Origin of the sequence: Streptomyces sp. NK15101 (assembly GCF_020400725.1) — a bacterium.
In the GTDB taxonomy this organism is placed as follows: Bacteria; Actinomycetota; Actinomycetes; order Streptomycetales; family Streptomycetaceae; genus Streptomyces.
Genome location: NZ_JAINVG010000026.1, coordinates 34,873 through 55,559 on the forward strand (window position 1 = coordinate 34,873; position 20,687 = coordinate 55,559).

The 20,687-nt window shown below is 73.9% G+C and carries 19 protein-coding genes; 6 read left to right on the forward strand and 13 right to left on the reverse strand.

All coding sequences use genetic code 11. The features are described 5' to 3' along the window. Positions 1–116 precede the first annotated feature (116 nt). On the forward strand, positions 117–737 hold the full coding sequence (idi, locus tag K7G60_RS16335; protein WP_374115635.1) for an isopentenyl-diphosphate Delta-isomerase: 621 nt from the start codon (positions 117–119) through the stop codon (positions 735–737). Positions 738–802: 65 nt separating this feature from the next. Here the strand turns inward: idi and K7G60_RS16340 are convergent, their stop codons facing one another. Together K7G60_RS16340 and K7G60_RS16345 are read right to left on the reverse strand one after the other, a co-directional pair. Then, positions 803–1,255, reverse strand: coding sequence for an ATP-binding protein (locus K7G60_RS16340; RefSeq protein ID WP_030686739.1), 453 nt, complete (start codon positions 1,253–1,255; stop codon positions 803–805). Between the two features lie 130 nt (positions 1,256–1,385). Further along, on the reverse strand, positions 1,386–2,051 hold the full coding sequence (locus tag K7G60_RS16345; RefSeq protein ID WP_225801633.1) for an HdeD family acid-resistance protein: 666 nt from the start codon (positions 2,049–2,051) through the stop codon (positions 1,386–1,388). Between the two features lie 66 nt (positions 2,052–2,117). Between K7G60_RS16345 and K7G60_RS16350 the strand changes: the two genes are divergently transcribed. Then, the gene (locus tag K7G60_RS16350; protein ID WP_225801634.1) at positions 2,118–2,861 is read left to right on the forward strand and encodes an enoyl-CoA hydratase/isomerase family protein; all 744 of its coding nucleotides are present in this window, start codon (positions 2,118–2,120) and stop codon (positions 2,859–2,861) included. 1 nt (position 2,862) lies between these two features. On the opposite strand, the gene K7G60_RS16355 is transcribed toward K7G60_RS16350, so the two are convergent. Then, the gene (locus K7G60_RS16355; protein ID WP_225801635.1) at positions 2,863–3,504 is read right to left on the reverse strand and encodes a DJ-1/PfpI family protein; all 642 of its coding nucleotides are present in this window, start codon (positions 3,502–3,504) and stop codon (positions 2,863–2,865) included. A gap of 215 nt (positions 3,505–3,719) precedes the next feature. After that, entirely contained in the window at positions 3,720–4,691 is a 972-nt protein-coding gene (locus K7G60_RS16360; RefSeq protein WP_225801636.1) for a GlxA family transcriptional regulator, read from the reverse strand. A gap of 125 nt (positions 4,692–4,816) precedes the next feature. Between K7G60_RS16360 and K7G60_RS16365 the strand changes: the two genes are divergently transcribed. Beyond that, positions 4,817–5,683, forward strand: a complete 867-nt coding sequence (locus K7G60_RS16365; protein WP_225801637.1) for a hypothetical protein — start codon at positions 4,817–4,819, stop codon at positions 5,681–5,683. 166 nt (positions 5,684–5,849) lie between these two features. Further along, positions 5,850–8,267, forward strand: coding sequence for a Tex family protein (locus K7G60_RS16370; protein ID WP_225801638.1), 2,418 nt, complete (start codon positions 5,850–5,852; stop codon positions 8,265–8,267). A 409-nt stretch (positions 8,268–8,676) separates the two neighbouring features. Here the strand turns inward: K7G60_RS16370 and K7G60_RS16375 are convergent, their stop codons facing one another. From K7G60_RS16375 to K7G60_RS16390, 4 genes are all read right to left on the reverse strand, one after another. After that, positions 8,677–9,078, reverse strand: a complete 402-nt coding sequence (locus K7G60_RS16375) for a hypothetical protein (protein WP_225801639.1) — start codon at positions 9,076–9,078, stop codon at positions 8,677–8,679. Then, on the reverse strand, positions 9,075–9,806 hold the full coding sequence (locus tag K7G60_RS16380; protein WP_225801640.1) for a 2-phosphosulfolactate phosphatase: 732 nt from the start codon (positions 9,804–9,806) through the stop codon (positions 9,075–9,077). Before K7G60_RS16380 ends, K7G60_RS16375 begins: the two co-directional genes overlap by 4 nt. 58 nt (positions 9,807–9,864) lie before the next feature. Continuing rightward, positions 9,865–11,502, reverse strand: a complete 1,638-nt coding sequence (locus K7G60_RS16385; protein WP_225801641.1) for an ABC-F family ATP-binding cassette domain-containing protein — start codon at positions 11,500–11,502, stop codon at positions 9,865–9,867. Positions 11,503–11,690: 188 nt separating this feature from the next. Continuing rightward, positions 11,691–12,137, reverse strand: coding sequence for a hypothetical protein (locus K7G60_RS16390; protein WP_225801642.1), 447 nt, complete (start codon positions 12,135–12,137; stop codon positions 11,691–11,693). A gap of 70 nt (positions 12,138–12,207) precedes the next feature. On the opposite strand from K7G60_RS16390, the gene K7G60_RS16395 reads away from it, so the two are divergent. After that, positions 12,208–13,164: an FAD-dependent oxidoreductase gene (locus tag K7G60_RS16395; RefSeq protein WP_225801643.1), complete on the forward strand. Its 957-nt coding sequence runs from the start codon at positions 12,208–12,210 to the stop codon at positions 13,162–13,164. A gap of 89 nt (positions 13,165–13,253) precedes the next feature. Here K7G60_RS16395 and K7G60_RS16400 read toward each other — a convergent pair whose 3' ends face one another. From K7G60_RS16400 to K7G60_RS16410, 3 genes are all read right to left on the reverse strand, one after another. Beyond that, positions 13,254–13,556 (reverse strand): hypothetical protein, encoded by a 303-nt coding sequence (locus tag K7G60_RS16400; protein ID WP_225801644.1) that lies wholly within the window; start codon positions 13,554–13,556, stop codon positions 13,254–13,256. Between the two features lie 118 nt (positions 13,557–13,674). Beyond that, positions 13,675–14,988: a M14 family metallocarboxypeptidase gene (locus tag K7G60_RS16405; protein WP_225801645.1), complete on the reverse strand. Its 1,314-nt coding sequence runs from the start codon at positions 14,986–14,988 to the stop codon at positions 13,675–13,677. Then, a complete protein-coding gene (locus K7G60_RS16410) occupies positions 14,985–17,000 on the reverse strand; it encodes a Xaa-Pro dipeptidyl-peptidase (RefSeq protein WP_225801646.1) in 2,016 nt (671 codons plus the stop codon). The genes K7G60_RS16405 and K7G60_RS16410 overlap by 4 nt, the downstream gene beginning before the upstream one ends. A 223-nt stretch (positions 17,001–17,223) precedes the next feature. Between K7G60_RS16410 and K7G60_RS16415 the strand changes: the two genes are divergently transcribed. Then, a complete protein-coding gene (locus K7G60_RS16415; protein ID WP_225801647.1) occupies positions 17,224–18,762 on the forward strand; it encodes a M1 family metallopeptidase in 1,539 nt (512 codons plus the stop codon). Between the two features lie 364 nt (positions 18,763–19,126). On the opposite strand, the gene K7G60_RS16420 is transcribed toward K7G60_RS16415, so the two are convergent. Continuing rightward, entirely contained in the window at positions 19,127–20,011 is an 885-nt protein-coding gene (locus K7G60_RS16420; protein ID WP_225801648.1) for an oxygenase MpaB family protein, read from the reverse strand. 97 nt (positions 20,012–20,108) lie between these two features. Further along, positions 20,109–20,597, reverse strand: coding sequence for a hypothetical protein (locus K7G60_RS16425; protein WP_225801649.1), 489 nt, complete (start codon positions 20,595–20,597; stop codon positions 20,109–20,111). Between the last annotated feature and the right edge of the window lie 90 nt (positions 20,598–20,687).

The following is a 20,687-nucleotide window of genomic DNA, read 5'->3' on the forward strand; positions in this document are numbered from 1 at the left end:
TTGTACTCCGGTGCGGTGGGAGCGGCCACGTCCGGACGCCGAAGTGCCGACAAGCCGCTTTTGTACGGCACACTGTGGGGGCCCCACCGGGCCGAGGACCGATGCGAAGGATGGGTATGCCGACCACACCAGCCCCCGCGGCTCAGATCTCGCCGGAGATCACGTCGAACGGCGTCCAGCCGTCCGGAGCCCCGGCGCCGATCATGCTCGAACTGGTCGACGAGGAGGGGAGGACCATCGGCACCGCGGAGAAGCTCGCCGCGCACCAGGCGCCGGGACAGCTCCACCGCGCCTTCTCGGTCTTCCTCTTCGACGAGTCGGGCCGGCTGCTGCTCCAGCGGCGGGCGCTCGGCAAGTACCACTCCCCCGGCGTCTGGTCGAACACCTGCTGCGGCCACCCCTACCCGGGCGAGGCGCCGTTCGCCGCGGCGGCCCGGCGGACCTTCGAGGAGCTGGGCGTCTCGCCGACGCTGCTCGCGGAGGCCGGCACCGTCCGCTACAACCACCCGGACCCGGCCTCGGGCCTGGTGGAGCAGGAGTTCAACCACCTCTTCGTCGGGCTCGTGCAGGCCGCGCCGCGGCCGGACCCGGAGGAGATCGAGTCCACCGACTTCGTGACCGCCGAGGAGCTGGTCGAGCGGCACGCCGCCGTGCCCTTCTCCGCCTGGTTCATGACGGTCCTGGACGCGGCGCGGCCGGCGATCAGGGAACTGACGGGTCCGTCCGGGGGCTGGTGAGCCTCCGCGCTCCGGGCGCGCCTCCGGCCCTCGGGGCCGGAGGCGGCCGGGGCCGGAGGGACTCCTCAGACGGGTCCCAGGGGGAGGGCCGCCCAGATGATCTTCCCGCCGCTCGCGGTGTGCTCGACGTCGCAGGCGCCGCCGGCCTCCTGGGCGATCTCGCGGACCAGGAGGAGGCCCCGGCCGCCGGTCTGTCCCCAGTCCGCCTCCAGTGCCTTGGGGCGGTAGGGGTGGTTGTCCTCGACGGACACCCGGACCCATTCGGGGCCGATCGCGACCTCCACCGCTATCTCCGGGGAGAGCAGCGCCGCGTGCCGCACGGCGTTGGTCACCAGCTCGGAGACGATCAGCAGCAGGCCGTCCATGATCTCCTCACGGACGGGGACGCCCTGACGGACCAGCAGGTCGCGCACGGCGTGCCGGGCCTGCGGGACGGAGACGTCGACCGCTGCAGCGGTGAAGCGCCAGACTCCTTCGTAGGAAGGTTGCCGGGCGGGGACACCCCCGTGGGTCTCCACGGTCCCGTTCCCACCCTCGTGCTCGATTCTCGCCACGGATCGAGTCTTGGCAATACGCGCGAGCGGACCGGCCTACTGACCAGAAGTCGACACCTATCGGCCACCTTCTGATCGGCTGGGTATGCCAACGTCAGTTGTTCGACTGATCCTGTGCGGTTTCTGAGGATTCCGGAGGTGGGCCCTCCGGCGGCGGCGACGGAGTCACCATACTGACGATCCGCCTGCCGCCCACCCCGATCGCGATCAGACCCAGGCCGTCGAAGAGCAGGGCGAGCGAGAAGAAGACACCGAGGACGTACCGGCTGCTGTGCGGCCAGTCGAACAGGACCAGCAGACCGAGCAGCAGCCCGAAGGCGCCCTGGAACAGCGTCCAGCCGAACTGCGGCCCGCGCACCACCACGCTGCCCACCAGCCGGAACAGCCCGCCGGTGAGGAAGAGCAGGGCGGCGAACATCGTCAGCGCCTCCGCCGAGCCCTCCGGATGACGGATGACCACGACGCCGGCCGCGATGTTCAGGGCGGCCACCACCACGGCGAGCCAGAAGTAGCTGGTACCGCGGGACTGGACGGCCTGGAGCAGCCCCACGACGCCGCCGATCAGCAGCAGCCAGCCGAAGAGCAGCATCGAGGTCAGGGTGGCGGCACCCGTGTAGACCAGGCCGACGACACCGCCGATCACGAGCAGGGTGCCGAGCGCGGCGAGCCAGCTGAAGCCGCGGCTGAGCTTCTTCCCCTCGCGCGCCATCTCTCGGACGGGATCGGGGTCGGCTCGTGTCCCCCGGGCTTCCTCGGCCATGCGGCGCCTCCTCGGAGCGACCCCTTCCTGATCGTACGTTCGGGCCCGGCGGATAGCATCCGCCCCATGGAGCCGCAGCTGAAGGACAGCGTCACGGACGGGATCGCCACCGTCGTCATCTCCAACCCCGCCAAGCGCAACGCCATGAGCGTCGGCATGTGGCGCGCCCTCCCCGCCCTTCTGGAGCGGCTCGCCGCCGACCCGGCCGTCCGGGTGCTGGTCCTCACCGGCGAGGGCGACACCTTCTGCGCCGGGGCGGACATCGCGGCGCTGCGGGAGCCCGGGGACGAGCAGCAGGCCCTCGCGGTACGGGCCGAGGAGGCGCTCGCGGCCTTCCCCAAGCCGACCGTCGCGGCGGTGCGGGGCTTCTGCGTCGGGGGCGGCAGCCAACTCGCCGCCGCCTGCGACCTGCGCTTCGCCGAGGAGGGAGCCCGCTTCGGGATCACGCCCTCGAAGCTCGGCATCGTCTACGCCTCCTCCTCGACGCGCAGGCTCACCGCCCTGGTCGGCCCCTCGACCGCCAAGTACCTGCTGTTCTCCGGCGAGCTGATGGAGGCGGAGCGGGCGCTGCGGACCGGGTTCGTGGACGAGCTGCATCCGGCGGGCGCGCTGGACAAGCGGGTGGCCGAGTTCGCCCGGCTGCTCGCCTCCCGCTCGCTGCTCACCCAGGCGGCGGCCAAGGAGTTCGCCGACGGCCGCCTGGACCGGGACGCCCACTGGGCGGAGCAGGCACGTGGCAGCGGTGACACCGCCGAGGGCGTCGCCGCCTTCCTCGAACGCCGCGCGCCCCGCTTCACGTACGGGCTCTGAGTCAGTCCCGTGCGAGCGACTCGACGGGCCGTCCGCGCCAGTGCGCGACGATCGCGGCCGGGGCCTTCTCCGGCGAGCCCGCGTCGTACGGCGGCTGCGGGTCGTACTCGGTGAGGAGCTGGATCGTCTGGGCGGTCTCGTCCCCGGCGATCCGGCCGAGCAGGTGCAGCGCCATGTCGATGCCGGAGGAGACGCCGGCGGCCGTGACGTACTTGCCGTCGGAGACGACCCGTTCGCCGGTGGGCTCGACGCCCAGCGCCCGCAGTTCGTCGAAGGCGAGCCAGTGGGTGGTCGCCCGGCGGTCCTCCAGCAGGCCCGCCGAGGCGAGGATCAGCGAGCCGGTGCAGACGGAGGTGGTCCAGGTGCTGGTGGCGTCGGCGGTACGGAGCCAGTCGAGGATCTCCGGGTCGTTCATGGCGACCCGCGCGTCGGGACCGCCGGGGACCAGGACGACGTCCGGGCGCGGGACCTCGGCGAGGCTCCGGTCGGCGACGAGCGCGAGACTGCCCTGGTCGTTGCGGACCGGGCCGGCCTCCTTGGCCACGAAGACGGTCTCGGCGCCGGGGAGGCGGGCGAGCAGCTCGTACGGGCCGACGGCGTCGAGGGTGGTGAAGCGGTCGTAGAGCAGGACGGCGATCTGCACGGGGGTTCCTCTCGGTAAGTGGGAACGGTGAGGGCGGGCCGGCCGGCCACGGATCGACGGGCGGGGGCCGGTCCACGAAGGGGTCGCCTCCGGACGGCGCTCGGTCGACCACCGGGTCGACCGGCGAGGCGGAGGCCGACGAGGCGGAGGCCGACGAGGCGGAGGCCGACGAGGCGGAGGCCGACGAGGCGGAGGCCGACGACACGGGCGGACGGTCAGGACAGGACCGCGTGGAAGCGGCGGCGGTACTCCGCGGGGCCGGTCGCCAGGGCTTTCAGGAAGGCGCGGCGCATGGCCTCGGGCGTGCCGTACCCGGAGGCGCGGGCGACCTCCTCGACGCCGCGCGAGGTCTCCTCCAGGAGCCGGCGGGCGTGTTCGAGCCGGACCCGGTCGACGTAGCGGCCGGGCGGGACGCCGGTCTCCGCGTGGAAGGCGCGGGCGAAGTGGCGGGGCGAGAGCCGGGCACGGGCGGCCAGCGCCTCGACGGAGAGGTCCGCCTCGGGATGCTCGGCGATCCAGGCCTGGAGGTCCCGAAGCGGCTCCCGGCGGGCGGTCTGGGCGGCCAACTGGGCGCTGAACTGGGCCTGGTTGCCGGGGCGGCGCAGGAAGACGACCAGGTGGCGGGCGACGGTGAGGGCGACGTCCCGGCCGAGGTCCTCCTCCACGAGGGCCAGGGCCAGGTCGATGCCGGCGGTGACCCCGGCGGAGGTGGAGACCCGGCCGTCCCGGACGAAGATGGGGTCCGGGTCCACCTCGACCCCGGGATGGCGGCGGGCGAGGTGCTCGCAGGCGACCCAGTGGGTCGTGGCCCGGTGGCCGTCGAGGAGTCCGGCCTCGGCGAGGAGCAGGGCGCCGGTGCAGACGGAGACCAGGCGTCCGGCCCCGGGGGCCTGGACGCGCAGCCAGTCGATCAGGGCCGGGTCGGGCGCGCGGGTGCCCTCGCCGCCGGGGACGACGAGGGTGTGCGGGGGCCCGTCGGCGACGGCGGCGTCGAGGGAGGTGTCGGGGAGCAGTCGCAGTCCGCTGTGCGTACGGACCGGTCCGCCGTCCAGGGAGGCCGTGCGGATCGGGTAGGCGGCCGGGTCCCCGGCGGCGCGGCCGGCACCGGCGAACACCTCGACGGGGCCGGTGACGTCGAGGCTCTGGACGCCGTCGAAGAGGACGACGAGGACGGGTCGCTGCGTCATGCCTCCATCCTTGGCGGCTCCCACGGCGTCCGCAACGACGGGAAACCCACCTTTCCTGCCATCCCGCGCAGGCTCGCCCCGCCCGACCGTTCCCGTCGTACCGACCAGTCGGTAACGTTCGGTCCATGACGACTGCTCTCCCCCCGCGCGCGGGCCGCCGGTGCCACAACGCCCTCAACCCGATCCACTCCACGCTGTACTTCTCGCCGGACCTGGACCGGGAGTTCGCCGCCCTCGGTCTCACCGACCAGAGCGCGATGCGGCTCGCCGCGCGGAGCGCCGCCCTCGGCGCGGTGGGCGCGGGCACGGTCGCCGCCACCTTCTACAACTACAACCACGAGTTCCTCTCCGGGCACCTCCCCGCCGTCTGGGAGACCGCCTCCCCCGCCGAGGTCCTGGACGCGCGGCTGCGGGCCGCGGACGCCACCCTGCGGCGTCTGCTCGGCGACGAGGCCGTCGCCTCCCCGGAGATGGCCGAGGCGGCGGAGCTCGCCCTGCGCGCCACCGAGGCCTGCACCCGGCACGCCCGGCCGCTCTACTCGGCCAACGCCGACCTGCCGGTGCCCGAGCAGCCCCACCTCGCCTACTGGTACGCCGCCACCCTGCTCCGCGAGCACCGCGGCGACGGCCACCTCTCGGCCCTGCTCTCCGTCGGCCTCGACCCCGTCGAGGCCCTCGCCTCCCACACCGCCACCGGCAAGGGCATGTCCCCGCGCTGGGTCCTCGGCACCCGCGGCTGGCGGCGCGCCGACTGGGACGCGGCCCGGGAGCGGCTGCGCGAGCGCGGGCTGCTCGACGCCGAGGGCGAGCTGACGGAGGCGGGGACGGCCCTGCGCGCCGAGCTGGAGGAGCACACCGACCGGCTGGACTCCGCACCGTACGAGCACCTCGGCGCGGCCGGGGTCGAGCGCCTCACCGAGCTGGGGCACGGCTTCCTGGTCGCGGCGGCCGGCGCGGGCGCCTTCCCGGCGGATCTGGTCGGCAAGGGCTGACCCGGCGGGCCGGGGCCCGTCTTCCGGATCGGGACGGCTCGCGGGGCCCGATCCGGAAGACGGGCCCCGGGGACGCGCGCGGAACGGGCCGGTTACCGCGTACGGGTGACCGACCCGGCAGAATGCACTCGCAAGCTTGAGGCACGAGAAGGCGAGTCGGGACACCGTGACGACGTCCATCGAAGCAAGGATCGCCGAGGAGCTCGGCGTACGCGAGCGACAGGTGAAGGCAGCCGTCGATCTCCTCGACGGCGGTTCGACCGTGCCGTTCATCGCGCGCTACCGCAAGGAAGCGACCGAGATGCTCGACGACACGCAGCTGCGCACCCTGGAGGAGCGGCTGCGCTATCTGCGCGAGCTGGAGGACCGCCGGTCGGCGATCCTCGACTCGGTGCGCGAGCAGGGCAAGCTGACGGGCGAGCTGGAGGCGAGCATCCGGGCGGCCGACACCAAGGCGCGCCTGGAGGACATCTACCTGCCCTTCAAGCCGAAGCGCCGGACGAAGGCCCAGATCGCCCGCGAAGCCGGTCTGGAGCCGCTGGCCGAGGGGCTGCTCGCCGACCCGTCCGTCGAACCGGCGGCCGCCGCCGCGGCCTTCGTGGACGCCGGCAAGGGCGTCGCGGACGCCGCCGCGGCCCTGGAGGGCGCGCGGGCGATCCTCGCCGAGAAGTTCTCCGAGGACGCCGACCTCATCGGTGAGCTGCGCGAGCGCATGTGGGGCCGCGGGCGACTGGTGGCGAAGGTCCGCGAGGGGCGGGAGGAGGCGGGGGCGAAGTTCGCCGACTACTTCGACTTCGCCGAGCCCTTCACGGCGCTGCCCTCGCACCGGGTGCTCGCCATGCTGCGCGGCGAGAAGGAGGACGTCCTCAGCCTGGAGCTGGAGCCGGAGGAGCCCACCGAGGGTCCCTCCTCGTACGAGGGGATCGTCGCGAGCCGCTTCGGCGTCGCCGACCGGGGTCGCCCCGGGGACAAGTGGCTCCAGGACACGGTCCGCTGGGCCTGGCGGACCCGCATCCTGGTGCACCTCGGGATCGACCTGCGGCTGCGGCTGCGGACGGCCGCCGAGGACGAGGCGGTCCGGGTCTTCGCGGCGAACCTGCGGGACCTGCTGCTCGCCGCACCGGCCGGCACCCGGGCGACGTTGGGGCTCGACCCCGGTTTCCGCACGGGCGTGAAGGTCGCCGTCGTCGACGCGACCGGCAAGGTCGTCGCCACCGACACGATCTACCCGCACGTCCCCGCCAACAAGTGGGACCAGGCGCTGGAGAGGCTGGCGCGTCTGGCGAAGGAACACGCGGTCGAGCTGATCGCGATCGGCAACGGCACGGCCTCCCGCGAGACCGACAGGCTGGCGGCCGAACTCCTCGCCAAGCACCCCGAGTTGAAGCTGACCAAGGTGATGGTCTCGGAGGCCGGCGCCTCGGTCTACTCGGCCTCCGCCTTCGCCTCGCAGGAACTCCCGGGCCTCGACGTGTCGTTGCGCGGCGCGGTCTCCATCGCCCGGCGGCTCCAGGACCCGCTGGCGGAGCTGGTGAAGATCGACCCGAAGTCCATCGGCGTCGGCCAGTACCAGCACGACCTGGCCGAGGTGAAGCTCTCGCGTTCGCTCGACGCGGTGGTCGAGGACTGCGTGAACGGTGTCGGCGTGGACGTCAACACCGCCTCGGCGCCGCTGCTCTCGCGGGTCTCGGGCATCAGCTCCGGCCTCGCGGAGAACATCGTCGCGCACCGGGACGCCAACGGCCCCTTCCGCTCCCGCAAGGCGCTCAAGGACGTGGCCAGGCTGGGCCCGAAGGCGTACGAGCAGTGCGCGGGCTTCCTCCGCATCCGGGGCGGCGACGACCCGCTCGACGCCTCGGCGGTGCACCCGGAGGCGTACCCGGTGGTGCGCCGGATGGTGAAGGCGACGGGCGGCGAGGTCGCGGCGCTGATCGGCGACACGGGCACGCTGCGCTCGCTGCGGGCGGACGACTTCGTCGACGAGACCTTCGGTCTGCCGACGGTGACGGACATCCTGCGCGAGCTGGAGAAGCCGGGCCGCGACCCGCGTCCGGCGTTCCGCACGGCCACCTTCAAGGAGGGCGTCGAGAAGATCGGCGACCTGGCGTCGGGGATGGTCCTGGAGGGGGTCGTCACCAACGTGGCCGCGTTCGGCGCGTTCGTGGACATCGGTGTGCACCAGGACGGTCTGGTGCACGTGTCGGCGATGTCGAAGACCTTCGTCAAGGACCCGCGTGACGTGGTGAAGCCCGGTGACGTGGTCAAGGTGAAGGTCGTGGACGTGGACGTCCCCCGCAAGCGGATCTCGCTGACGCTGCGGCTGGACGACGAGCCGGGCGCGGGCGGCCAGGGCGGCGCGCCCAGGCGTGAGCGGGGCGAGCGGGGCGAGCGCGGGGACCGTGGCGAGCGTTCCGGCCGGCCGCCGCAGCAGCGTCAGGGCGGTGGCCGCCGGGCCGAGGGCGGAAACCGCGGGGAGCGCGGCGGTCGGGACCGTTCGGCGGCGCCCGCGCCCGCGAACAGCGCGATGGCGGACGCCCTCCGCAAGGCCGGCCTGCTGGGCGACGGTGGTGGCAAGCGCCGATAGAACCGCGGGTCGGATGTGATTTCCGACGGCTCGGGCGAGTTCGTCCTCGCGTCCCCGGCCGGGGACGCGAGGACGAACTCGGGCCAACGGGGCATCGCGCCGAGGTGATCCGTTCTGCCCGTTGCCGCGCACAGGACAGGCGATCGTGATCGTCCTCGGCCTCCGTGGGGGGACGCACGATGTTCCTGTTCCGGAGGTCGCGCCACCCGTGAAGCGCGTGATCGCGAAGGCGCGGGCGTGCCCGCCGCCGCGATGACCATGGCCCTCGTCCCGCTCGCGGGCACCTCGTACGCCGCCGGCCGCTACGGCACCGGCTGCGTCCGCGGCGACTCCTGGTGGACCGCCGCCCCCGTCCACGTGAAACGAGGCCACGGCCCACCGGGCCGTGGCCTCCTCGCGTGCGCCCCGCCTACGGCAGGAAGCGCAGCGCCCAGTCGGCGCGGTTGGCGACGGAGAGGTCGTCGTCCTCCGTCATCGGCTGGAGGAGCCGGCGGGCCGTCTTCGGGTCCACCTGGACCAGGTCGACGATCTCGGCGGCCAGGCCGTCCTGGTCGTCCCCGAGGTCGACGGCGGAGGCGCGGATCAGGGCGGGGAGGACGTCCGGGCCGCCGAGGGCGGCGATGACGCCGCCGAGGAGCTCCCGGGCATAGGCGTTCCGCTCGTCGAGGGCCCGGTCCAGCTCCGCCTGGAGGCGCGGCAGGAGACCGGCGTCGCCCGAGGCGGCGATCTCGTCGGCGAGGTCGATCGTCTCGTCCACGTCCGCGTCCAGATCGTCCAGCATCTCGGTCAGCCGGGTCAGTAGGTCGGTCATCGTGCCTCCTGGAAAGCGCCGTCCAGCAGGACGGGAACGGTCGTCGAGCCGTCGATCTCGGCGGCCACGGCGACGTCCTGCGGAAAGCCGTACTCGTACAGTTCACGGCCCGAGTCGCAGCCGTGCAAGGCGGCGACCGGGTCCTCGGTCGCCGCCCACAGCGTGGCCGCCGCGGTCGCCTCCGGGGTCATCTGGATGTGCGGGCCCGCGAGGGCGGAGAGCACCGCTCCCGCGCCCAGCAGGTCTTCGAGCGCCGGGCGCGGCGAGCCGTCGGGCCACCGCTCGCCGGAGGCGATGACGGCGAGCGGACGGTCGGCCGTGCCGTAGCCCCGGTCGGCGAGCCGGCGGGCGACCGCCGAGCGGTTGCGCAGGGAGGCCGCGACGACGGCCGCGCCGCACGAGGCGGCCTCGGCCGCGATGGTGGAGCCGTTCGGGGACGGCAGGACGAGCCGGCCGGGCGCGGGCGCCGCGCGCAGGGCGGCCGGGGAGAGCGTCCACGGGTGCGCCCCGGTGGCCTCGCGCCGGCCGACGGCGAGTACGGCGTCCTTCTCCCGCGCGTACGCGGCGGCCGTGGCGTCCCTCCAGCGGTACGGATGGACGGCGGTGCCGCCCTCGACGGCGACGCCCACGGCGGTGGTGAACGACAGCACGTCGACCACGACCACGCAGGCGGCCGCCGGGGCGAGGGCCCGCGCCTCGACGGGCCCCCAGCCGAAGAGGACCGTCATCGCCCGCACCGGCCGGGGGACCCCGCCGTCGCGCGGCCGGGTCCGTACGAGAGCGGCATCAGAGCTCGGTCACCTTGCCGTCGGCGACCTCGACGCGACGGGTGGTGCGGACCGCGTCGAGCATGCGCCGGTCGTGGGTGACGAGCAGCAGCGTGCCGGTGTACGAGTCGAGGGCGGACTCCAGCTGCTCGATGGCCGGCAGGTCCAGGTGGTTGGTCGGCTCGTCGAGGACGAGCAGGTTCACGCCCCGGCCCTGGAGCAGGGCGAGCGCGGCGCGCGTCCGCTCGCCCGGGGAGAGCGTGGTGGCGGGCCGCAGCACGTGGACGGCCTTGAGGCCGAACTTGGCGAGCAGCGTGCGGACTTCGGCGGGCTCGGTGTCGGGCACGGCCGCGCAGAAGGCCTCCAGGAGCGTCTCCGTGCCGTGGAAGAGCTTCCGGGCCTGGTCGACCTCGCCGACGACGACGCCCGAGCCGAGGACCGCGTCGCCGGAGTCCAGCGGGAGACGGCCGAGGAGGGCGGCGAGCAGGGTCGACTTCCCGGCGCCGTTGGCCCCGGTGACGGCGACCCGGTCGGCCCAGTCGATCTGGAGGGTGACGGGGCCGAAGGCGAAGTCGCCGCGGCGCACCTCGGCCTCGCGCAGGGTCGCGACGACCGAGCCGGAGCGGGGCGCGGCGGCGATCTCCATGCGCAGCTCCCACTCCTTGCGGGGCTCCTCCACCACGTCGAGGCGCTCGATCATGCGCTGGGTCTGCCGGGCCTTCGCGGCCTGCTTCTCGCTGGCCTCGCCGCGCAGCTTCCGGCCGATCTTGTCGTTGTCGGACGCCTTGCGGCGGGCGTTGCGGACGCCCTTGTCCATCCAGTTGCGCTGCATGAGGGCGCGCCCTTCGAGGGCGGCCTTCTTGTCGGCGTACTCCTCGTACTCCTCGCGCGCGTGGCGCCGGGCGGTGTCCCGCTCCTCCAGGTACGCCTCGTAGCCGCCGCCGTACAGGGTGATCTGCTGCTGGGCCAGGTCGAGTTCGAGGACCTTGGTGACGGTGCGGGTGAGGAACTCGCGGTCGTGGCTGACGACGACCGTCCCGGCGCGCAGCCCCTTCACGAAGGACTCCAGGCGCTCCAGGCCTTCGAGGTCGAGGTCGTTGGTGGGCTCGTCGAGCAGGAAGACGTCGTAGCGCGAGAGCAGCAGCGAGGCGAGGCCGGCGCGGGCGGCCTGGCCGCCGGAGAGGGCGGTCATCGGCTGGTCGAGGCCGACGGTGAGGCCGAGGGAGTCGGCGACCTCCTCGGCGCGCTCGTCGAGGTCGGCGCCGCCCAGGTTCAGCCAGCGCTCCAGGGTGAGGGCGTACGCGTCGTCCGCGCCGGGCGTGCCGTCGACGAGTCCCTGGGTGGCCTCGTCCATGGCGGCCTGGGCGGCGGCGACGCCGGTGCGGCGGGCGAGGAACTCCCGCACGGTCTCCCCCGCGCGCCGCTCGGGCTCCTGCGGGAGGTGGCCGACGGCGGCGGTGGGCGGGGAGAGCCGCAGCTCGCCCTCCTCCGGGGTGTCGAGCCCGGCGAGCAGCCGCAGCAGGGTCGACTTGCCGGCGCCGTTGACGCCGACGAGGCCGATGACGTCACCGGGGGCGACGACGAGGTCGAGCCCGGAGAAGAGGGTGCGCTCGCCGTGGCCGGCGGCGAGGTCCTTGGCGACGAGGGTTGCAGTCATCAGAGAACGAATTCTAGGCCCTGTCGTCACGTTCCCGTCGTCGCCCGGAGGGCGGCCCCGCGGCGTCAGGTGCGTGCTCCCGGCGTGCCGGGCGCGCGTCCTCGTACTGGACGCGCTCGGGCGTGTGCCCGGTGCGGCGAGAGCGCGTGCATGGCGTCGCGGGGCAGGCGGGAATGTGACGACAGGGCCTAGGCGACGCGGCGACACGCCGAGGAGTCGAGGAGCCGGAGCAGCACGGACCGGTAGGTCGCGCCGTGGAAGCGGTACGGCCCGACGCCTGGGTAGCCCTCGCGCACGGGCTCGGCGGCGGTGCCGGTCTGCCAGGCGAAGTCGCGCCAGACGACGTCCCCGCCCTCGCGGGCGACGACGGCGGTGACCGCGCCGCAGCCGGGATCCTCGCAGTCGGGGCAGGAGTGGATCGCCTGGCGGGTGCCGTCGGCCAGGAGCAGGCGGCGGGCGTGCTCGGCGCGGACGGTGGGCGGGAGGTCCGCCGCGAGGGGCGAGACGGTGTCGAGGCCGTCGGTCTCGTCGAGCCGGTGGAGCAGCGGCCTGCCGCCGACGAGGAAGTCGTGGTGGTGGTCGCCGTCCGACGGGGCGGCGGGAACGAGGTCGAGGGAGGTGTACGGGACCGGCATGACTCGAGTATTTCCGCCTTCCGTGGCCGCGCCGTCCCGGAAATGTCCCGGTCCCGGTACGGTCCCGGGCATGAGGAGCGACGTGATCGTGGTGGGGGGCGGGGTCGTCGGTCTGGCGACGGCGACGACGCTGGCGGAGCGCGGGCTGCGGGTGCGGATCTGGTCCCGGGACGCGGTGACGAGGACGACCTCGGCGGTGGCGGGCGCCCTGTGGTGGCCGTACCGGATCGAGCCGGCGGCCGAGGTGGGGGCCTGGGCGCTGGCGTCCCTGCGGGTGTACGGGGAGCTGGCCGCCGATCCGGGGCGCAGTGGGGTCCGGTGGGTGGCCGGGGTCCACGCGGACACGGTCCTCGACGGGCTCGGTCCGTGGGCGAAGGAGGTCGAGGGACTGCGGCAGTTGGCGCCGGAGGAGGTGCCGGGGCCGTACCGGACGGGGCTCGCGGCGCGGCTGCCGCTGATCGACATGCCGGTCCATCTGGCCTTTCTGCGCGGCCGGTTCGAGGCGATGGGCGGGGTCTTCGAGGAGCGCGAGGCCGGTGGCTTCGAGGAGGCGGCGGCGCTGGCCCCGGTGGTGGTCGACTGCACGGGGCTCGCGGCGCGGGAGCTCGTACCGGATCCCGGACTGCGGCCGGTGCGGGGGCAGTTGGTCCTGGTGGAGAACCCGGGGATCGAGGAGTGGTTCACGGCGGCGGACGAGTCGGCGGGCGAGACCACGTACTACTTCCCCCATGCCGACCGGCTGGTGCTCGGCGGGACGGCCGAGGAGGGCGACGAGCGGCTCGTCCCGGATGCGGCCACGGCGGCGGCGATCGTGGAGCGGTGCGCGCGGGTGCGGCCGGAGATCGCGGGGGCCCGGGTCCTCGGGCATCTGGTGGGCCTGCGGCCCGCGCGGGCGGGCGGGGTGCGGATCGAGGCGGTGCCGCTGCCGGGCGGCGGGCGGCTCGTCCACCACTACGGGCACGGCGGTGCGGGGGTGACCGTGGCGTGGGGCTGCGCGGAGCGGGCGGCGGAGCTGGCGCTCGGCTGAGGGGCGGGGCGAGGTTCGGGCGGGGAGCGGGCCCGGACGACCGCGGGGCGGTCGCCTCCTTTCGGATGGCAACCGCCCCGCGGGACGCACTACTTCCAGAGCGGCGGCTTGTTGTTCCGCTCCGCGTCGATGCACTGCTGGGCCCTGCGCTCCAGGGCGTCGGCACGGGCGAAGGCCCTGCGGGCCTCCTCCCTGGCGCCGAGGCGCTTGAGCTGGTTGCCCCGGTCGCGCTCCTTGTGGGCGTCCGCCCGCAGCTGGGTGACGTTGCAGGTGATGGGCTTGGCGGCGGCCGGCTCGGCGGTCGCCGTCTGTCCGAGCAGCACGCCCCCGGCGAGCAGCGTCGTGGCGAGCAGAGCCGTGAGCGTACGGCGTGCGGGCTTGGTGTGGCGCATGGTGGTTCTCCAACTTCAGGGCCGTGGGGCCCCGTTCGAGGCATGGTCAGTACCGATTGGTAACTTTACCTCGGCAAACGAAGGAATCGCGCCTCGCCAGGCTGGAGCCACCCGATCGTCAACACTCCTCCACAGGAATCCCACTGACGAGGCGATAGGCGGCCCGCGCGTCCAGGAGCAACGGGACGAGCGCGCGCTGCGACTGGCGCAGCGGCACGAACGCCCCGGCGCCCTCCTCCCGTACGTTCACGCCGTGCAGGGCGAGTTCGTCGCCGGCCTCGGCGTACTGCGCGGCGTCCAGGCGGTAGCCGCAGGGCGGGTCGGCGAGGATCTCCTCCGGCTCGGCCGGGTCGTTGTCGGCGCCGCCGAGATAGACCGGCCCCCGGTCGGCGAAGCCCCTGTGCCGGGCGAGGGCGGTGGCCGCCGTGAGCGGCCCGCGCCGCTCGTCGAGGTAGGCGAAGGCCCCTTCCAGGGCGGCGTGCTGGGTGGCGACGCGACGCCGGTGGTTGAGGGCCGGATCGTCCTTCTCGGCCTGGTCGAGGGCGTCCACCCGGGTCTCCACGAGCAGCCCGGCGGAGTGCTTGACGCCGACCGTGTTGCGCAGGATCCGCTCCTGGCCGTCACCGGCGACCTGCTTGACCGGCTCGCCGGTGAGGGGGTCGGTCCAGATGCCGTAGATGCCGCTGCTGTAGCCGGCGAGCCCGGCGGCGGGCCGGACGTAGGACTCCGAGAGCGTCCGGGACTCGTCGTGGACGTGTGGATCGGCGTCGAGGTTGCGGGGCCAGAGGGCGAGCAGGTCCTTGTCGTAGTAGCGAGGGGTGGCGCCGTACTCGTGGAGGTCGTACACGAGGGCGGGCCTCCGGTCGCGGATGACGGCGGCGATCGCGCGCGCCTCGGCGGTCCGCAGGGCGAGGTGATCGCGGTTGACGTCGACTCCGTCGCCGTTGCCCCGGGTGTCGGCCTCCCGGCCGTCGGGGTTGGCGGTGGGGACGACGAGGAGGGTGGTGCGGGCGAGGAAGCGCCGCGTCTCCCGGTCCTGGGCGTACGCGAGGTCGCGCACCGTGCTCAGACAGGCCTCCCGGCCCGCCGGCTCGTCGCCGTGCTGACTGCAGACGAGCAGCACGGTCGTGCCCGCGCGGCCCGCGCCGACGGTGGCGAGCCGCAGCGGGCGGCCCTGGCCGGTGGTGCCGATCTCGCGCAGCGAGACCCGGTCGCTCCCCCGGTCGACCGCCGCGAGGAACTCGCCCTCCTCGGCCTCGGACGTCCACCGGGCGCCCCGGCTCTCCTCGAAGCCGGTGCGCGGGAGGGTCTTCGCGGGCGCGCTGTCCGCCGCCTTCGCGGGGACGGTGACCAGCGGCAGGGCGAGGACGGCGGCACCCATCACGAGGGCGAACGACCGTCGGGAACTCCGGTACGCGGTCGGGGAATTCATCGGGCCGCTCCCGGGCCGGGCAGGCGCGGTCCGGTGACGGCGGCCGGCGGGGCGGTACCGCTCAGGGGCGGCGCCACCGTGGGCGCGGGCAGGGCCGGGGCCGCTCCCGTCGTCGCCCGGTCGAACGCCCCGGCGCCGCCGACGAGGGGCAGCTTCGCCCAGGTGCGGGCGAGGTCGAGGGTGAGGGTCGGGGTGGTCGACGGAGGATCGAGGAGGTCCTTGTCGGTGCCGCCGACGATCAGGGCGAGCCGGTGGCCGGCCGGGACGACGTGGTCGGTCGGGGCCAGGTCGAGGGTGAGGGTGTACGCCCTTCCGGGGGTCAGCGGGCGCCCCTGGCGCGGGTCGGCCCAGGTGCCGAGGTCGGCCCAGCCCCGGCTGACGACCGTGTGCGCGACGTCCGTCGTACGGGCCGCGGTCTCCTTGAAGCAGGCGCTGTCGCCCGGTGTGCTCGCGCCCCAGCAGGTGCGGTCGGTGAGGGTGGTGATGCCCTCGCCGGCCGCCGCGTAGTCCCGGATGGTGTCGGGGCCCAGGTCGACGAGGACGGCGGAGAGGTGGGCGGTGGAGGTGGTGGGGGTGGCGGTGACCGTCACCTTCGAGGAGCCGGAGATCCTCAGGTCCCGGGAGAGCGGACGGGTGACGAACCCGGCCTTCTCGGGGGTCGTGCCGTCGATCCGGGCGGCCCAGTCCAGCTCGCCCAGGCCCGGGTCGTCGGTGAAGGTCGCGGTGGAGCCGGGGGCGGCGGCCGCACGGCCGAGGACGCCCGGCCCGGAGGCGGCGCCGGGGGCGGGGCGCAGGGTGGTGGCCGTGGCGGCGCGCGACGGCCACTGCCGGTCGGTGCTCCAGACGTCCGGGGCGCGCTCGATGTCGGCGACGGGCTCGCGGTCGACGCCGTTGTCGTAGCCGAGGAGGTAGTGGTCGAACCAGCGGTGCAGGGTGCGGACCCAGTCGGCGCGCCGGAAGTCGAAGGGGTCGACGTGGCCGGTCTGGGAGAGCCAGATCTTCCGCTCGACGCCGTGGGCGGCGAGCGCGTCCCACCACTGGCCGAAGTGACCGGCGCGGACGTTGAGGTCCTGCTGTCCGTGGACGACGAAGACGCTGGCCCTGACCTTGCCGGCGTCCTTCACGTAGTCGCGCTCGGTCCAGGCCGGGGTCCAGTCGCCGCTGTACGGCGTGCCCGCGGTGACGCGGTCCTGGACGGCGCCGCAGCGACCCTGCGCCTCGGGGCTGTTCACGTACTCGGAGAGCCAGCTCGGGTTGGCGTCGTAGAGCGGGGCTCCCTGCGAGTGGAAGTAGTCGTACCAGGAGGAGATCGCGGCGATCGGAACGATCGTTTTCAGCCCTTCGACGCCGGTGGCGGCGACGCCGTTGGCGACGGTGCCGTCCCAGCTCTTGCCGATCATGCCGACGTTTCCGGTGCTCCAGGCGGTGGCGCGGGCCGGGGTCCCGCCGGTGCGGGAGGTGTAACCGCGGGCGCGGCCGTTCAGCCAGTCGACGACGGCCTTCGCGGACTGGACGTCGGAGCGTCCGCCGACGTCGTCGCAGCCGTCGGAGCGGTTGGTGCCGGCGAGGTCGACGGCGACGAAGGCGTAGCCGCGGGGGACGAAGTAGTTGTCGTAGAAGAGCGGGAGCTGGACGGGGTTGCCGTCGGCGTCGTAGGTCTTCTTCTGGCCCTCGTTGCCGCGTCCGCAGCAGGCGTAGTACGGGCTGGCGTCCATGATGACCGGGATCTTCCGGCCGGCCGCCGCGGGTTCGCGGGGGCGCACGATGTCGACGGCGACCCGGTCGACGCGTCCGTCGCCGTCGCCGTCGAGGCCGGTGTCGACCCAGACGGACTCGCGGACGGCGTCGGCGTACGAGTGGACGGGCCGGGACTCGCGCGGGAAGGGCGACACCGGTTCCGGCTGCGCGCCGACGGGGGTGACCAGGGTCGCGAACAGGGCGGCCGTGGCCGCGGACACGAGGGTTCCGTACGTCAGTCGGGCTCCGCGGGTTCTCCGCTTTCGCATCGGCATGCGCCGGAACGTACCCCGGTCAACTCCCGGGCAAAAGAGTGCCGTAGGGAATCAGGGGGATCCGGGGTCATTCAGGTGACGGACGGGTTCGTGTCGGCCGAATGGCGATCGTGTGACGGGGGGTCCTCTGGACGTGACGGGGCGTCGGAAGGCTGAATAAGGTCCGAACTAAGGACCGACGACCACCCGCGCGTCTTACGTTTCTTATGACTTGGGAGCACCTGTGCACCGCAGACTCATCGTTCCGAGCGCCCTCGCGGCCTCCCTGCTGCTGGCGATCCCGGCATCGGCGGCCTCCTTCGCCCCCGGCGCCCCGGGCATCGGCGACTCCTACTACCCCGCCAGCGGCAACGGCGGCTACGACGTCTCCCACTACGACCTGCGCCTGAAGTACCAGCCGGCGACGGACCTCCTGGAGGGCACGGCGACGATCCTCGCCACCGCCAAGCAGGACCTGTCCCGCTTCAACCTTGACTTCGGCCTGAAGGTCAGCGAGATCCGGGTGAACGGCCGCCCGGCGAAGTTCGCCGCCTCGGGCGACCACGAGCTGGAGGTCACCCCGGCGTCCCCGACGGCGAAGGGCGCGCCGCTCTCGGTGGTCGTCCGCTACGCGGGCAAGCCCTCCGAGTTCAAGATCGACGGCTGGTCGGCCTGGGCCCGCACCCCGGACGGCGGCGTCGCCGCGCAGGAACCGGACTCGGCCGTCTGGTGGTTCCCGTCCAACGACCACCCGCTGGACAAGGCCACCTTCGACGTCTCGGTGCTGGTGCCGGACGGCCACCAGGCCATCAGCAACGGCGTGCTGCAGTCGCAGTCCTCGCGGCTGGGCTGGACCCGCTTCAACTGGCGCTCCAACAAGCCGCAGGCGACCTATCTGGCGACGCTCGCCGTCGGCAGGTTCGACATCACGACGGACCGGACCGCGAACGGGCTGCCCGTCCTCAACGCGTACAGCAAGGACCTCGGCGACAACGCGGGCGCGGCGCGCGCCTCGATCGAACGCACGACCGAGGTGGCGGAGTGGCTGGAGTCGGTCTTCGGACCGTACCCCTTCAACTCCCTCGGCGGCTACGTGCCCAACGTGACCAGCGGCTTCGCCCTGGAGACGCAGACCCGTCCGTTCTACAGCCCGCGCCAGTTCGCCAACGGCGCGAACGTGTCGGTGGTCGTCCACGAGCTGGCGCACCAGTGGTACGGCGACAGCGTGTCCGTCGCCGACTGGAAGGACATCTGGATCAACGAGGGCTTCGCCCGCTACAGCCAGTGGCTGTGGTCGGAGAAGGAGGGCGAGGGCACGGCCCAGGAGCTGGCGGACTACGTGTACGCCGCGCGGGCGGCCGAGGACCCGTTCTGGACGGTGAAGCCCGGCGACCCGGGCGCCGAGAACCAGTTCCACGGCGCCGTCTACGACCGGGGCGCGCTGGCGCTCCAGGCCCTGCGCAACGAGATCGGCGACGAGGACTTCTTCGCGATCCTGAAGGGCTGGCCGCAGGAGCACGCGTACGGCAACGCGCACGTCGCGGACTTCGTCCGGTACGCGGAGCGCGTCTCCGGCAAGCCGCTGGCCGCGCTCTTCGACACCTGGCTGTACCAGCCGTCGAAGCCGGCCGCTCCGACCGCCGCCTCGGCCGGCCTGTCCGTCCCGACGGCGGCGCCGTCGGGACGCTCTGCCGCGAAGCCGGCGAAGCTCGCGCAGCCGAAGTCGTGGAAGAAGATCGCGGAGACGAACACGATCCACGACGAGGGCCACACCGGGCACTGATCCGGCCGCGGACCGGGCCGAAAGGTTTCACTGCGCCCCGGCCCACCCCCGCCCCGTGTGGGCGCCGTGCCCGGCGGGGCGGTGCCCCTCCGCCACCCGCCGTGTGGGCAGTCGTCCCGCAGGGCGGGACGGGTGGGCACACGGGACGGCGCCCTTCAGCGGCGCCTCCGCGTTCCGCGCCTGGACCCGCACCACCAGGGAGCCGTGCACGGGGTGCGGGTCCAGGCGCGTGAGCCTCGGGCGCCGGCAAGGGGCGCCGTTCCGTTGTGCCCACCCTCCCCGAGCTCTCGGCTCCGCTCGAGCAGGGGGGACCCCCTTGCCCCAGCGGAACGACCGCCCACAACGGGGGCGCGAAGGGTGGGCGCTAGTCCCGGGTGCGGCGGGCGGCCTCGCGGGCCTTCCGGGCGAGGGGCAGATAGCGCAGCCGCTCGGGCAGGACCGGGACCACGGCCCGGACGATCCGGGCGAACCGGCGCAGGGCGCGCTCCTGCGCGTCCGTCCACTCCAGACCGATGGCCTCCCGGGCGTCCGGCGGCATCAGGCCGACGGTGAGGAAGGCGCGCAGCCTCAGGAAGGGGCGGCGGAGGAGGGGCCAGAGGAGGCGGAGGGCGAGCCGGAGCGGCAGCGGGCCCCGGTCGGGGGCGGGCAGCGGCAGATCGGTGTCGAGCAGCTCCCGTACGACGGTGGTGGCCTCGATCTCCTCGGCGAGGACCTTCCGGTAGTACGGCCAGAACGCCTCGATCGTCTGCGGCATGTCCCGGTCGTGGATGCCGAGGATCCGGCCGACCTGCAGCCACTCGGCGTACAGCTGCCGCTCCTGCGCCTCGGTCAGGGGGCGGACCAGGAGACGGAGCCCGTGCTGGTAGACGGGGAAGCCGGTCGCGTGCACCCAGGAGTAGTAGGCCGGGGTGAGGGCGTGGTAGCGACGGCCGTGGGCGTCGGTGCCCTGGATGGTCCGGTGCAGCTCCCTCAGCCGTCGGCCTTCCCCGGCGGCCTCCTCGCCTCCGTAGATCCACAATTGGAGCGAGCGCAGGGACCGCTCCCCGCGGCCCCAGGGGTCGGTTCGGAAGACGGAGTGGTCGTCGACGCCGGCGCCGATCGCGGGGTGGGCGACCTGCAGGGTGAGGGCGGCGGGCAGCATCAGGAGCGCCCGGACGTCCCCCGCGACGCTCCACAACACTCCGCCGACGGGCGGTGGCACGGGGTCGTGACCGGCCGGGGCGCGGTCGAGCGGCTTCACACGTTCCATGGCCTTCTCCTCACGTGTTCCAGACTGCACCCATGACGAAGGGGCCGTCACTCGGGCGCTGCGGCCCTGGTGACGACCCCTTCGGGGGAGTACGGGATCAGGCGCGGTCGGCGCCGACCGGCTCGCCGACGATGCGGGCGGCGAGGGCGTGGGCCCAGGCGTCGACGTCGGCGTTGAGCTCGCGCTCGGCGGCGGCGCGCTCCTCGGCGATCTTGGCGGCGCCGGCGGCGAGGATCGCGTCGCGCTCGGCCTGGCCCTCGGCACGGGCCGCGGCGATGGCGGCCGAGCCCTCCTCGGTGGCCTGGGAGCGGATGCGCGCGGCCTCGTGGCGGGCCTCGGCGAGCTCCGCCTCGTACTGCTCGCGGATCGCGGCGGCCTCGGAGCGCAGGTCGTCGGCGCGCTCGGTGCCGCCGTCGATGGCGTCCTCGCGCTCGTCGAGGGTGCGCTTGATCTTCGGAAGGATGGCCTTCGCCATGATGAGGAAGGTGAGCCCGAACAACACCAGACCGAGGATGAGCTCGGCCCAGACGGGGTTGAGCGGACCGAGGTCCATCTTGAAGACAGTGGAGTTCGTCGCGAGGGTCATGCGCGCATTCTACCTGCTCCAAAACATCCCAAATCAGACACCCGGGCGAGAGTTGGCGTGATCTTGCAGGCTCGGCAAGATTCCCGGCAC

Excerpts from the sequence above, each read along its gene's own strand:
- idi (WP_374115635.1), top strand. The coding sequence starts at position 117 with ATGCCGACCACACCAGCCCCCGCGGCTCAGATCTCGCCGGAGATCACG.
- K7G60_RS16345 (WP_225801633.1), bottom strand. The coding sequence starts at position 2,051 with ATGGCCGAGGAAGCCCGGGGGACACGAGCCGACCCCGATCCCGTCCGA.
- K7G60_RS16350 (WP_225801634.1), top strand. The coding sequence starts at position 2,118 with ATGGAGCCGCAGCTGAAGGACAGCGTCACGGACGGGATCGCCACCGTC.
- K7G60_RS16360 (WP_225801636.1), bottom strand. The coding sequence starts at position 4,691 with ATGACGCAGCGACCCGTCCTCGTCGTCCTCTTCGACGGCGTCCAGAGC.
- K7G60_RS16365 (WP_225801637.1), top strand. The coding sequence starts at position 4,817 with ATGACGACTGCTCTCCCCCCGCGCGCGGGCCGCCGGTGCCACAACGCC.
- K7G60_RS16375 (WP_225801639.1), bottom strand. The coding sequence starts at position 9,078 with ATGACCGACCTACTGACCCGGCTGACCGAGATGCTGGACGATCTGGAC.
- K7G60_RS16380 (WP_225801640.1), bottom strand. The coding sequence starts at position 9,806 with ATGACGGTCCTCTTCGGCTGGGGGCCCGTCGAGGCGCGGGCCCTCGCC.
- K7G60_RS16385 (WP_225801641.1), bottom strand. The coding sequence starts at position 11,502 with ATGACTGCAACCCTCGTCGCCAAGGACCTCGCCGCCGGCCACGGCGAG.
- K7G60_RS16390 (WP_225801642.1), bottom strand. The coding sequence starts at position 12,137 with ATGCCGGTCCCGTACACCTCCCTCGACCTCGTTCCCGCCGCCCCGTCG.
- K7G60_RS16395 (WP_225801643.1), top strand. The coding sequence starts at position 12,208 with ATGAGGAGCGACGTGATCGTGGTGGGGGGCGGGGTCGTCGGTCTGGCG.
- K7G60_RS16400 (WP_225801644.1), bottom strand. The coding sequence starts at position 13,556 with ATGCGCCACACCAAGCCCGCACGCCGTACGCTCACGGCTCTGCTCGCC.
- K7G60_RS16405 (WP_225801645.1), bottom strand. The coding sequence starts at position 14,988 with ATGAATTCCCCGACCGCGTACCGGAGTTCCCGACGGTCGTTCGCCCTC.
- K7G60_RS16410 (WP_225801646.1), bottom strand. The coding sequence starts at position 17,000 with ATGCCGATGCGAAAGCGGAGAACCCGCGGAGCCCGACTGACGTACGGA.
- K7G60_RS16420 (WP_225801648.1), bottom strand. The coding sequence starts at position 20,011 with ATGGAACGTGTGAAGCCGCTCGACCGCGCCCCGGCCGGTCACGACCCC.
- K7G60_RS16425 (WP_225801649.1), bottom strand. The coding sequence starts at position 20,597 with ATGACCCTCGCGACGAACTCCACTGTCTTCAAGATGGACCTCGGTCCG.